Source organism: Methanobrevibacter sp., from assembly GCF_045539575.1.
In the GTDB taxonomy this organism is placed as follows: Archaea; Methanobacteriota; Methanobacteria; order Methanobacteriales; family Methanobacteriaceae; genus Methanocatella.
Window position 1 is genome coordinate 1 of record NZ_JAZQFM010000011.1, and the last position, 13,574, is coordinate 13,574.

Annotated in this window: 13 protein-coding genes; 10 read left to right on the plus strand and 3 right to left on the minus strand. The window is 37.0% G+C overall.

Features of this window, described 5'->3' with window-relative positions; genetic code table 11:
• The 3 genes from speB to ACKI30_RS01015 form a co-directional block, all read left to right on the plus strand.
• A partial coding sequence (gene speB, locus ACKI30_RS01005; protein ID WP_407409117.1) for an agmatinase occupies positions 1-702 on the plus strand: 702 nt, incomplete at its 5' end.
• 87 nt (positions 703-789) lie between these two features.
• Positions 790-1,611, plus strand: a complete 822-nt coding sequence (locus ACKI30_RS01010; RefSeq protein ID WP_407409119.1) for a 4Fe-4S binding protein — start codon at positions 790-792, stop codon at positions 1,609-1,611.
• Between the two features lie 14 nt (positions 1,612-1,625).
• Positions 1,626-2,144: a hypothetical protein gene (locus ACKI30_RS01015; RefSeq protein WP_292825132.1), complete on the plus strand. Its 519-nt coding sequence runs from the start codon at positions 1,626-1,628 to the stop codon at positions 2,142-2,144.
• A 16-nt stretch (positions 2,145-2,160) separates the two neighbouring features.
• Here ACKI30_RS01015 and ACKI30_RS01020 read toward each other — a convergent pair whose 3' ends face one another.
• On the minus strand, positions 2,161-2,439 hold the full coding sequence (locus ACKI30_RS01020; RefSeq protein WP_407409121.1) for a winged helix-turn-helix domain-containing protein: 279 nt from the start codon (positions 2,437-2,439) through the stop codon (positions 2,161-2,163).
• Positions 2,440-2,556: 117 nt separating this feature from the next.
• Here ACKI30_RS01020 and ACKI30_RS01025 point away from each other — a divergent pair, with 117 nt between their 5' ends.
• From ACKI30_RS01025 to ade, 6 genes are all read left to right on the plus strand, one after another.
• On the plus strand, positions 2,557-3,051 hold the full coding sequence (locus tag ACKI30_RS01025; RefSeq protein ID WP_292739562.1) for a hypothetical protein: 495 nt from the start codon (positions 2,557-2,559) through the stop codon (positions 3,049-3,051).
• Positions 3,052-3,060: 9 nt separating this feature from the next.
• Positions 3,061-3,615 carry a hypothetical protein gene (locus ACKI30_RS01030; RefSeq protein ID WP_407409123.1) on the plus strand — a complete coding sequence of 185 codons (555 nt, stop codon included), beginning with the start codon at positions 3,061-3,063 and terminating at the stop codon, positions 3,613-3,615.
• Between the two features lie 3 nt (positions 3,616-3,618).
• Positions 3,619-4,572 carry a zinc-ribbon domain-containing protein gene (locus ACKI30_RS01035; protein ID WP_407409125.1) on the plus strand — a complete coding sequence of 318 codons (954 nt, stop codon included), beginning with the start codon at positions 3,619-3,621 and terminating at the stop codon, positions 4,570-4,572.
• 8 nt (positions 4,573-4,580) lie between these two features.
• A complete protein-coding gene (locus ACKI30_RS01040; protein WP_407409127.1) occupies positions 4,581-5,405 on the plus strand; it encodes a double zinc ribbon domain-containing protein in 825 nt (274 codons plus the stop codon).
• An 86-nt stretch (positions 5,406-5,491) separates the two neighbouring features.
• Positions 5,492-6,712 (plus strand): TIGR00300 family protein, encoded by a 1,221-nt coding sequence (locus tag ACKI30_RS01045; RefSeq protein ID WP_407409129.1) that lies wholly within the window; start codon positions 5,492-5,494, stop codon positions 6,710-6,712.
• A gap of 2 nt (positions 6,713-6,714) precedes the next feature.
• Positions 6,715-8,433, plus strand: a complete 1,719-nt coding sequence (ade, locus tag ACKI30_RS01050; protein WP_407409131.1) for an adenine deaminase — start codon at positions 6,715-6,717, stop codon at positions 8,431-8,433.
• On the opposite strand, the gene ACKI30_RS01055 is transcribed toward ade, so the two are convergent.
• Positions 8,430-9,056, minus strand: coding sequence for a DUF447 domain-containing protein (locus ACKI30_RS01055; RefSeq protein ID WP_407409133.1), 627 nt, complete (start codon positions 9,054-9,056; stop codon positions 8,430-8,432). The genes ade and ACKI30_RS01055 overlap by 4 nt on opposite strands.
• Before the next feature lie 92 nt (positions 9,057-9,148).
• Between ACKI30_RS01055 and ACKI30_RS01060 the strand changes: the two genes are divergently transcribed.
• Positions 9,149-10,159 (plus strand): SIS domain-containing protein, encoded by a 1,011-nt coding sequence (locus ACKI30_RS01060; RefSeq protein WP_407409135.1) that lies wholly within the window; start codon positions 9,149-9,151, stop codon positions 10,157-10,159.
• A 111-nt stretch (positions 10,160-10,270) separates the two neighbouring features.
• Here the strand turns inward: ACKI30_RS01060 and ACKI30_RS01065 are convergent, their stop codons facing one another.
• Entirely contained in the window at positions 10,271-13,519 is a 3,249-nt protein-coding gene (locus ACKI30_RS01065; protein WP_407409137.1) for a C1 family peptidase, read from the minus strand.
• Positions 13,520-13,574: the final 55 nt, after the last annotated feature.

The window sequence follows — 13,574 nt, forward strand, 5'->3', positions numbered from 1 at the left end:
TTTGAAAAATACAATACTATTTTTAACAAGGAATTAACAACCACATTCTACGATTTCGGAGACGTCAATGTCATTCCCGGAAACTGCGAGCAGACATGCGCAATCGTAGAGGACACGGTCAATGAGATTTTGGACTTGAACCTTAAACCTATAATAATCGGCGGAGAGCACTCAGCTTCAATAGGTTCCATAAAGGCATTATCCGAAAGATATGAAAAGCTGACAGTGATACATCTGGATGCCCACAGAGATCTTGCATTTGACTTCATAGGCGAGAAATACTCACACGCTACAGTAATGAGAAGGGCCCATGAGATGGGTGTGAATCTCGTCCAGATTGGAATCAGGTCATCATCTGCCGAAGAGGAGGAATACGTAAAGTCCACATATGACATCCAGACATTCAAGAACAAGGACACCCACAAGCACATGGACGCCATTGAATATTACATAGCAAACATTGACGGTCCGATTTACATTTCAATAGATATGGACGTTGTCGATCCGGCCATTGCGCCAAGTGTTGGAAATCCTACACCTGGAGGGCTCTTTGTATCAGAAATAGAAAACATACTTGAAACCCTGTGCCGTAAAAATATAGTGGGATTTGATGTCGTTGAAACCGCCACTGACAGGTTAGGTGAAAATACTGCAGTCGTTGCAGCCAAGATAATCTATGACTTTTTAACTTTGATAGAATAGATTTGACTAGTTTATTCACTTTTTTTAATTATCGATTTTTCCATTAAAAAGTAAAATTTAACATAATTGGTGTAAAAATATTTAACCATGAATATGAGGGCACCAATCGTGATGGAGATAATTTTCATAATAATTGCAGTCATTGTCTATCTGTTGACCGCAAACATGTTTTTCATATTCAACTTCCTTTATATTGGAACTGCTATTGCAATAGGTCTGTTTTTCATGGCAAAAGGAAAGGATTATGCAAGAAACATAATATTGCTGGCTATTGGGTCTTATCTCTTTATATATGTTGGAATTTTAGGTCATGAAAATATTTCCATCTCCGGATTTTGGTATTATCTTGGATTGGGTGTTTTTGAAGCGGCTGTTGTTCATTTTCTCATTGCAAAAATCGTCGGGCCATTGCTTTTTGGAAGGGGATGGTGCGGATATGCCTGCTGGACGGCAATGATTTTGGACCTGCTTCCGTACAAGACTCCCAAAAGCGAGAGAAAAAGTTGGGGACATGTTAGATACATATTATTCCTGTTGATTTTCTGTTTTGTTGCAGCGTTGTTCATAGTTAAGGTCAACAATCTGGATTTGATAATATTCTATGCATTCATCATTGGAAACTTGATATACTATGCAGTTGGGATTATTTTGGCATACAAACTCAAGGACAATCGTGCATTCTGCAAATATGTCTGCCCTATAACAGTATTTTTAAAGATATCAAGCTATTTTTCATTGCTGAGAGTCACTGTTGACGGTGATAAGTGTGTTGACTGCGGCAAATGCATAAAAGAATGTCCTATGGATGTGGATATGCTGGACAATTCAAGAAAAAGAGTCAATGGTACTGAATGCATACTATGCCTTAAGTGTGTTCACGGCTGTAAAAAGGATGCTTTAAAGTTATAGGAGGGGTGTTTAAAATGAGTAAGAAACTTTTGATTATTATTATTCTTTTAGCAATCATCGCCGTTTTGGCTATAAATCTATTTAACTTTTCAAATCAGGATTTTGATGGTAAATTCACAATGAATGTTCCTTTGGGAAAACATTACAGTGATGTGGCATGGTGTCTTCCAAATGGTGCTTTGGGCTGCAAGGGGGAATATAGGCCAAACAATGATGATTGGGATTTTTCTAAAGGGGATATTGTTGTTTACTATTATAATAATTCGCTTTTGATTGAAGGTGAATCCAATGCTCTGCAACATGCATTAAATGGTCTCACTACTAGTTATCTTTATCAGCTATCTCAAAATGATGACTTGATTGTTTTGACCAATGATATTGGGATGAGCAATATGCCTCCATTTTTGGTGGGTAAAAGTAATTATGATGGTAGTGAAGTTGTTTTTGTCGGTGGAAATAATCCAGATGACTTAAAACATTATGCAAATACTATTAAATTTTCATCAGATAATTTTAATAATGTAAAAAATTAGATTTAATGGGGATTAACTAATCCTTATACTCATTTTCAACCTTGTTAAGGTAATATTTGCCCTTGTCGGTGATGCTGTAGAATCTGTAGCGTTTGTCATCCTCATTCAGACATTCAACCAGTTCGGCATCCTTAAGTGTTTTTAGGTATTTTGAAACATGGTTGCTGTTGTCATCGATATCCTTGCTGATTTTTGAAGGTATCTTGTCTTCCTTTTCAAGAGATTTAAGCACGCTAATTCTTTTTTTAGACCTTGCAAGCAGGGATACAATGCTCATATCATCTTTTTTGCTCATGATTTTTAATTTGGTTTTTAGCTATATAGTAGATATCTATATGATATTAGCATGCTAATAGCAATATTTATATGTTGTGTGTAAAATAATTAATATTACAATAGAGAGGTTTTTAAAATGAACAAAAAGGTTTTGCTAATCATAGTAATTCTTGCCATTATCATTTTCATGGCCCAGTTTGTTGTAGGTCATCCGAGACAGGATTTTGACGGCCATTTCACGATGGACGTTCCATTTAACTGCCATTACTCCAATGTGGCATGGTGTTGGGATGGCGGCGGACTGGGATGCAGATGTGAATATTGGGAAGACTATGCCGGTTGCGAACTCAGTGACGGCGAGATGATTGTCTTTTATTATAATGAGTCTCTGCTATGCGATGATGAAACAAGTCTATTGAGGCAAACCATCAATACTTTAAACAAAACTTATATGTATCAGGTTTGGCCCGCTGAGGGTGATTTGATGATATTGACTAATGATCTCGACATGAAAAACGTGCCGCCGTATCTTGTCGGCAAAGAGAGTTATGACGGAAGCGAAATTGTTTTTGTTGGTTGTAGAAACCTTGATGATGCAAAGCAGTATGCAAATACTATTGAATTTAAATGAGGTTGAAATATGTTAGTTAGAAATTTGGACTTTTTATCAATTCCGAAGGAATTTGCTAAAGTTGAAATCGAAATTTATGACAATAAGTCAATCGCTTTAGTGTATATTGAAAACAAAGGTTATTCATTGGTATTGAAAGATGAAAATGTTATCAGTTCAGTGTTCCTGCTTAAGACAGACATTATACCAAGCAACGTAAATGGTCATTCAGACAGGGAAGACTTTATAAATGTCATCAAAATGCTTTTGGATAGAATTTACAGCGTTAGTGACATTAAGGAATATGAAAAACAGCACCAGGAACATGTATTTTTAAGATTGATGGACATGCTGAATGAAGGCAACGGTGTTGAAATGATATCAGAAGAAAACTCTAAAATCTACACAGACATAGAAAAAGGTTTCATGAAGTTGGAAATTGATATTATGGACAATAAGATTAATGCATTGAATTCATCCATTTCCGATGTTTCATCAAACCTTCAGTCCGCTGTTGATAATATTGAAGAAAACAAATGGGGAAACAAGATTAAAAAATCAATCGATCAGAATAATTGGGGTTAGATTATGGTTAAATGTCAAAATTGCGGAGCAGAGGTTGTCGGATCCAACTTTTGCTTTTCATGCGGCGAGAAGGTAGAGCAATTTGAAAGCGATTCCAGCATATGTCCAAAATGCGGAGCAAAAAATAGGAAAAACACTGCATTTTGTGCAGAATGTGGAAACAAATTATCAGGTGGACTTCCTTCATCAAGAAATCAAAGGGAATGGGAAATTAAACGTAATGAAGTCATTGAAAGATATGATAGGCTTGCAGAAGAATTTGGAATTAAGGATGAGGACTATTTCCTGACCAGTGTCAAAAGATTCAACAAGCTTGAGCAGAGCACAACAAAACACAGTCTTACAAGAGACATTGTTGAAACCGCCCTTGTTGGAGCTCCTGTTTCCAGTTTGAGTAAAAATTACGAAGGTAACGAAACCATAATTGATGGATTTTTCTTAATCAAAGAAGAAAAATTTGTTTTTATGGAAATCGATAACAGGGACTGGGAAAAAGTAAATGCAGGAATAAACAACTTCTACTTTGACAAGATTGTTTCAATGAGAGTAACAAAACGTCTGGGTGATGACAGCAGATACGCAGACATTACCAAAAGGGTATGGACATCTCCAGATGACATCAGAAGATCCATTAAAAATGATATCCAGTCACTTAAGGCTACAAGATTTAAAGACCTGATAGCCAACAATGACAGCGCAGACATGTTTGACAGGCTGCTCATCAAATTGGTTGACAATACATCCTATGAAATCAGGCTTCCAAGCTACCAGTTCGGTCAAAACCTGGTTGACTTATTTGAAACTTTAAGAGGAAAACCGCAAACTGTTGTTGTTCAAAATCAAACAGCAGAACCTACTAAAGCACAGCAGCTAAAGGAATTCCAGGAATTGCTTGAAAGTGGTGCAATCACACAGGAAGAATTCGATCAGCTCAAAAAAGATCTCCTATTCGGCTAGGTGTTTAAATGGTTAAATGTAGTCGATGTGGAGTGGAAGTTGCAGACTCATTTGACATGTGTCCCAATTGTGGAAACTCTTTGGCAGAACCTCAGGAGCCGGTCAATGAAACCTCCGGTGATTTGACATGCAGCAATTGCGGTGCACCTATAATGGATAATGCCGATTTCTGCTCTGAATGTGGAACAAAATTCGAACAGAATGCCTCAAACAGATGTGAAGGCTGCGGTTCTGAAGTTCCTGAAGGAGTACTGTTTTGTCCGACTTGCGGAACTAAAGTCAAGCAGGTTCAACCGCCTAAGGCTTCCGAACAGGTTCACATATGCCGCAACTGCGGATTTCAAATTGAAGAGGAGGTCACATTCTGTCCGGAATGTGGAGTAAACATATTTACAGGTGAAAAACCTGAAATTCAGACCAGCAATAAAAATCAGGGTTTTGTTGACAAAATTAATCTTAGCAAAATCATAAAGCCGACCGTTGTTGCTTTGGTCGTTTCGATACTTCTCTCAATAATCGGCGTGTGGCTGGGTCTGTCATGGGTTTCATTCATAATAGCCATTTTAATAAGTGTAGGATTCTTTGCAGGTTTCATTGACAATGAAGCTAATGCCGTAGTGTCAGGATTTTTTGTAGGATTGGTATTGGGTCTTTTTGAAAATCCAATCATTGAATTGGTCTGGGGATCATTTGCTGCCGGAGTCTATGAATGGGTTTACGGCGGACAGATCATATTCCTAATCATTTTAGGGGTCATAATCGCATACGTTTCAAATATCTATTTAAAAAAGAATATCCAGGAGATTGCAGGAAATTTCCTCTCTTGGCTATAACTTTTTTTTCTCTTTTTTTAACCTAACAATACCATTAAATATCACCATAAACATAATTATAATATTAACAATATGGAGCAAATATTATGAATAAACGTACAATAGAACTCAAAGGCCATATTATCGACTCATTGACCTTAACCAGAACAATGGGCATAATTATGGACAATGGTGGAGAATTTGATATTTTGGAAATTGATATTGGAAGAAAAAAATCAGATGTCAGCAGAGCTAAAATCGAAGTTTCTGCAGATTCTCCCGAGTTATTGAATTCTATTTTGGATGAACTGTCTGTTCTTGGTGCTTCCATCGATGAAATCAAGGAAGTGAAATTGGTGGCATCAACCAAGGATAAGGTTGCTCCTGAAGGTTTTTATTCATCATCCAATCACACAACTCACATTTTCTATAAGGGAAACTGGATGCTTGTGGAACAAATCGAGATGGACTGTCTTGTCGTTGTCGATGAAGAGGTTCCTAGAGCCTATGTAAAACCAATTTCCGATATTAAGGCAGGAGACAAGGTTGTAGTCGGTCTTGACGGTGTCAGGGTAACCCCACCACACAGATCAAGGGACGAGCAGCAGGTCTTCGAGTTCATGAACAGTGAAGTGTCTTCCGAAAAGCCATTGATGAGCCTAATCAACGGTATTGCACAAGAGATGAAGGAAATCAAGGCCAAAGGAGGAAAGATAGGAATAGTCGGTGGACCGGCTATTGTTCACACAGGTTCCGGAAAATATCTGGCTGCCCTCATCAGGGAAGGATACATTGACGTAATCATGGCAGGTAATGCACTTGCCACCCACGATATCGAATCCAATCTTTTTGGAACTTCCCTCGGTATTGAGGTTGAGACAGGAAAGATTGTGGCTCACGGTCACACCCACCACATGAGGGCAATCAACAGAATCAACCAGTCAGGCTCAATCAGGGATGCAGTTGAGGACGGAACACTGAACGGAGGAATCATGTATGAATGTATCAAGAATGACGTTCCATACGTTCTTGCAGGTTCCATTCGTGACGACGGACCACTTCCAGACGTCATGACTGATGTAATTGAAGCCCAAAAGGTTATGAGGAAGTACGCTCAGGAGGTTGACATGGTGCTGATGATAGCAACCATGCTTCACTCAATTGCAACAGGTAACCTTCTTCCTTCAAGGGTTAAAAGTATCTGTGTAGATATCAATCCTTCCACTGTTACCAAATTATCCGACAGGGGCAGTGCGCAGGTTGTAGGTATCGTAACAGATATAGGCACATTCCTGCCACTTCTTTACAATGCTTTACATGAGGAATAGAAATGAAGAAGTTCACAGCTTATATTCTAGATGTACTAACAGATTCAGTATATCCTGCAAGGATAACAATAGCCGATGGAATTTTTAAGGAGATTGTTCCGATTCATGTCACTGAGGAAACCAGAATCGATGTTGAAGGTGTCATGCTTCCGGGTTTCATAGATGCCCACATTCATATTGAAAGCAGTATGATGACACCTGCACAGTTTGCAAAGATTGCCGTCAGGCACGGTACCACTGCTGTTGTCTGCGATCCTCACGAAATTGCAAATGTCCGTGGAATCAAAGGTATTGAGTTCATGATTGACAACGCTTCAACAGTTCCTTTTAATTTTTATTTTGCAGCGCCATCATGTGTTCCTGCAACTTCATTTGAAACATCAGGTGCAATACTGGATTCGGGAGACATTGAACGGCTACTTCAAAAGCCTGAAATGGTTGCGCTTGCTGAGATGATGAATTTTCCGGGAGTCATTGGTGCTGATGAGGAAGTCTTAAGCAAACTGAGAATTGCAAGAAAGTACAACAAGCCTATTGACGGTCACGCACCTCTTGTTTCTGGAAGAGAATTGGATAAATATATTGAACAAGGTATAGTCACTGACCATGAATGCAGTAATTTCAGGGAAGCTATTGAGAAAAAGCAGAAAGGTATGAAAATTATGGTTCGTGATGGATCATCTGCTAAAAATATGGAAGCTCTCTTTGATTTTTCTGAACGTATAGAACACTACAAAAATCAGGACAGTTTCGGAATCATACCAAATGAGGTTCTCTCAAGAAGACTTCACTCACCAATTTTCGACTTCATAGTAAGTGACGACAAAAATCCGAAGGATTTAATCAAAGGTCACCTTAACGAATCAGTCAAAAAGGCAGTTGACCTTGGAATAGATTTGATTAAAGCCATTGAAATGGTTACAATCAATCCTGCGGCTCATTACGGCCTTGACGGAGGTTCAATCGTCACAGGTGCAAAAGCGGATTTCGTCATTGTCGACAATCTGAATGACCTTAATGTATTGAAAACATATATTTCCGGAGAATGTGTATTTGACGGTGAGGATGTTCTCTTTGATGTTGAGGATGTGGATGTTGCAGACTCAATGGATGTTGACAGGAAGTCTCCCGAAGACTTTGACATTCTCTATGACGGCGATGAATGTGAAGTTAATGTCATCAAATGTTACAACGGAGAACTCCTGACCAAAAAGACAACAGCAACACTAAAAACAAAAGATGGCATAATCCAGCCGGACATTATTGAGGATGTTTTAAAAATAGCTGTCGTTGAACGTTACGGCGGAAATACAATAACAAATGCATTCATAAAAGGATTCGGACTTAAGAAAGGTGCAATAGCATCATCAATAGCCCACGATTCACACAATATAATTGTGGTCGGATACTCATCAGAAATGATGGCTGAAGCGGTCAATACAGTAATAGAAAACAGGGGTGGAATTGCCGTTGTAAGTGAGGACTTCTCAGGATCACTGTCCCTTCCGATTGCGGGACTGATGAGCAATGAAGACGCATTTGATATAGCTGAAAAATTAGTTACTTTACAGAAAATGGCCTCAGCTTTAGGATGTAAGCAGGATGCTCCGTTCATGACAATGGCATTTATGGCGCTGCTTGTAATTCCTTCAATTAAAATATCAGACAAAGGACTGTTTGACGGAGATTCCTTTGAATTTATGGACGTTATAAGAAACTAAAGGTCACAACCTTTATTTTTCAATTCTTTTTTTATTTTACGCATCGCTTCGATGTCCTGGCGAGTGCCCACCTTATTCACGACACGATAGGCTTCCTTGAAGCGCTTGGTGTAAAATTCCTTTTCTTCACTGTCAACAAGGTCAAAACGCAAAAAGCTAATTAAAGACTCGATGACATAGCCGAAACCACGATTGAACGCTTCTGTTTCTTTTTTAATTACCAGTTCAACAACCTTTGATTTGAAAACAATAGCTTCGCCCTTTTTCTTGACAGGGTCACTTTGCTTGACCGCATTTTTAAAGCTTATCACTTCACATTTGAAATATGCGTCAGCATCCCTTAGTGTGTTGTTGTCTGCAAAATAATCGTCATCCAAATCACCGATCATGCTATATGTAAACAGTTGAGGGGAGTTTGTGATGTTTACGTAAAACTCCTTTTGTTTTAGAATATTTTCCAGGGTATGGCTTCCCTTAAAGATTCTGTTTATGATGATGTCACTGCCTGAACACAAGACGCCCATTGGAGCGGCATGGTATGTGCCGTCATCGTTTTTTGTGGTAATTATTGTTTCGTACTGTCTGCCCTTTTCCATTCCAATTAAAGATAAGTTGATTTGCATAATAATCGTTGTCTGATTTTTTAAAAAAAACATTTTTATATATTGATTAACAATATATTATTAATATTATTTAATTTTAAGGAGTTTAAGCTATGACGTATAAAATGTATGACGAAATGATGGAACAGCCGGAAGCGCTTCAAAAGACTTTCGAATCCGAATTTAAAAAAATGGATGAAGTTTCTGATTTGGTTTCAAAAGCTGATAAAGTTTATTTAATCGGTTGTGGAAGTTCCATTTCCACTTGTTACAGCGTCCGTGATGCAATCAGAATGTCCAGTACCAATATCAATATTGAAGTATATACCGGTTACGAATTCTACTATAACAAGAAACTAATCGAAAATGAAAATTCTATAGCAATATTTACTTCTCAATCTGGTGAAACTGCCGATACATTAACATCCCTTAGAAGAGCTAATGAATTTGGCATTCACACTGTTTCAATTTCAAATGAACCTGATAGTTCAATGACCAAAGAAGCTAAAACTCCAATTGTGACTAGAGGTGGAACTGAAACAGCTATTTTAGGTACAAAAACCTATATTGCTCAACTTGCCTGCCTGTACCAAATTCTGTTCAAGGCATCAGATTATGAAAATAAAACCGAGCTATTGGCAGAACTTGCAGACATGCCTAAAATGATTGAAAAACTGTTGTTGCTTACTGAAGATGAAAACAAGGCATTGGCTGAAAAATACGCCGATGAGGACATATTCTACTGTATGGGTAGCGGTCCGAACTTCGGTCTTGCATACAAGCTTGCAATGACAATGCTTATGGAAGGTGCAATCAAGCACGCATGTCCTGAATACTCAGCTGAATTCAGGCATGGTTTAATTGAAAGGGTAGAAAAGGACGTTCCTGTAATAATCTTGAAATCTGATTTGGAATCCGATGAAATTACCCAAAAAACCATTGATTTTTGTGAAAATCTGGAGACTAAAACAATAATATATGACCTTGAAGACTATGCAAGCGTTGACAAGCTATTGTCTCCGTTCATACTTGTAATTCCTCTTGAATGGTTTGTATATTACCTGGCACACTTCAATGATGAAGATCCTGGTGCTACAAGACACATCGGAAAAGTCAGATATTAAAAAATGTAGTTTACCTACATTACTATTTTTTATTTTTCTTATTTTTATTGCAATCTCTGAAAATTCACTGCTATCTTGTGAAAAAAATAAGGTTTGTAGATGGATATCCACCTACTTAACAGTAATTTTAGCTTTTACAGATTTTGAGTTATAATACTTGCTTCCCGCATACTTAATGGTTGCGGTGAACTTGCCTTTTTTAGTCAATTTGGTAATTTTAAAGGTAGCCTGACCTTTGGAATTGGTTTTAGCTGTGTATGTCTTACCGTTGACTTTCAGGGTAACTTTAGTATTTTTCATTGCCTTGTTTTTGTTGGTTTTTAAAGTTACAGTGTATTTTTTAGTTTTCACGGATTTTTTAAATGTTTTAGCTTTGGCGGTTAATTTCACAGTTGCTTTTTTAACAACAATCTTAGCGGTTGATGTTGTTTTAATGTATTTTTCAAATGCATTAACGGTAACTGTTGCACGATATGTATTTGGAGCCAGGGAATTGGTTAAAAATTTAACCTGCCCTTTGGAATTTGTTGTTAAAGTTTTTGTTTTACCGTTTGAAAGCTTGATTGTGACCTTAACTCCATTGAGCGCATCACCAAAAACATCCTTAACAGTGACAGTCAGGTATTTGCCTCCATTGTAAACAGTATTTACATTAGCTGCGTTAATCTGTACACTTAAATTAACTAATTCTTTAGTATAGACTTTTAAAGAAGCGGTAGTTGAATTATCAGATAAGTCATACCATCCTGATTCATTTCTAACCAAGGAATGGCCCTTAAATGTAGGGTAAATAAAATCAGTAATTATAGGCACTGAAGATTTCTCCATGACAACAGTGAAGTTATCTCCTTTTTTAATAGGAATGTCTTTTGTCAATGGAACTGTGTGAAATCCTTTAAACGGTGCTTTGCCGCTTTGTGTAATCTTCAATTTGCCGTTCACATAAATTTTCAATGTATATTCTTCATTTTCACAGCCGAAGTATGTTCCCACAGCGCTTATAAAATCATCATCAATTGCTGTGTACTGATTTTTATATGCGTCATATGTTCCATTAACAATATTTACTATGCCTGAAATGTCAGTCTGATAATTTTTATTGTAGTTTTCAGTGTTTTCAAAAATAAATGCAACGTTTTCAGTGTATTGGAAGAATGTTTTGTCATAATATGAAACATAATTGTATCCGTGGTCATAGAGTTCAGGACCATAACTGTTTTTGATAATCCATGCGCCGTCACCCGGAGGAATCACATTGAAATTATCTGCAGAATAATTATCATCCCATCCAACTACGCAGACTGCATGATTTCCCATTGAAAACTCCGGAGAATACCATGAACCTGTTTCATTATTCAGATATTCAGATACAAAGAAAAAACTCATGGTGGTTGTTATTGCACCGTATTTAAGGATATTTCTTTTGATTTCATCATTTCTGGTTAAATTTACATTCGGGTCAAACCATATAATGTCCTGAAGATGAATTGCATCAGAGGCAATTACAGGTCTGGTTATAAATCCATATGGATCAAAAGGCTCCTTGTCTGCAGAAATTGCACCGTACCAGCTCAATAAATATTCACTGGCAACAGTCGCATATCCTCCGTTTTCTTCGCTGTTTATGCAATATCTTTGAGGATACAACAAATTTTTCTCAATATTGTTTACAGACAATTCAAATTCAATGCCTGTAGCTTTCAGAAGTGCGGCCTCAATTCCTCCACAAGTTGAAAAGACCCAACATGCACCGGAAATGCTTTGGTCTTTAACAGATGAAATCCATCCGAAATCACATGAATTGAAACGTGAAGGAAGATTTTCTACAATGATTTCATTTTTAACCAAATTCAAAGGAAGACCTGTTGTATTGACTATAAAAGTATAATAACCTTCAGGGTCAATATTTTCTGCCAATGCATCATTTGTATAATTGTTATTGTTCAAATCAGCATTTTTGGGGAATATGCTGCGAACAGCTTCTGTATTATTATTAAAGAAGCAGTTTGTTATATGATATTCATTCATTTCACTGTATATTGCATTATAGGAGTTGTTGATGAATTTTGTATCATTTACATACAGTTTTCCATGAAATACTCTTATTGCACCTCCATTGCATTCTTTATCAACTTTGGAAGTGAGTCTGGAATTTTTAAATGTTGAATTATTGATGTTTACTTCAGACAGTATCGTATAAATGGCGCCTCCTGAATATGCAGCAGAGCTGTTTTCAAAAATTGTATCTGAAATGTTCAGTTTTGATCCGGAATATGCAATACTTCCCGCATAATTACTTTGTGTATTTATAAATTTACAATTCCTGATTTTCATATCGTTCATAATCTCAACATTACCTCCATTGCAATTAACACATATTGCTCCACCATTGCCTTTGGAGGAGGTGTTTATAAAACTGCAATTGTCAAATAGGCAGGCAATACCTTTGCCGCATATTGCTCCTCCTGAAATATCTGCATGCAAATTCACAAATGAACAGTTAAAGCAGCTTAACTCCGCACCTACGCTACTTGTAAATGCAGTTCCATATATTGATGTGGAATTTGCAAAAGTGGCATTTATGATTTTTATAGGACGAGGAATATTGAAAAATATCAATCCGTTTGAACAGTTATCAGTGTTTTTAAATATTGAATCGTTAATGATGACAGCGTCTAAAATTTCGGGCTCTTCATAATCTTCATCATCATAATCTTCCTCATCACTATAAGAAGTATTTTCATCATCATAACTTTCATTAAAATCAGAACCGTCCACATTATCGTAACTGTAATCAATATCAGAACTGTTCATATCATCATAGCTGTCATTATAATCAGAATCGTCATCACTATCTTCGCCGCTAGGGGAATATACAGAAATCACATATATTGAAGCTCCGGATTTTGCAGAATTGCCATCAAAAATACAATTGTTAATGCATGTTTGAATATCCTCCCTGGTGGAGTCAAAACCGCTAAAAATTGCTCCGCCCTCATCAGCATGATTGTTTTTAAAAATTATATTATTTAATAGGATGGTGTTGTCGTTATAAATTGCTCCGCCTCGGTTTGAAAATCCATTTGTCAGAATGAGGTTATTTAAAGTAATGTTGCCTTCAAAGGTTCTGAAAATTCTTGACTGTGAATTTCCATCAATTTTATGATTATTTCCGTTAATCGTAATGCTTTTGTTTATTACAATTCCAGTTTTATCACCGGAATCATAAACATAATCACTAGTGAGGTTGATTACACTTCCGTCCGGCGCATCTTCTATTTCCTTCGTTAAATCACTAAATGTCTTTGTGTTTTCATCAATGTTAACAATATCTGCTCCTGCATCTTCAATACAGCTCACATTTTCATTGGCACTAACTGATGAAATTATTAAAAAAAGAAACACAAAAATTACA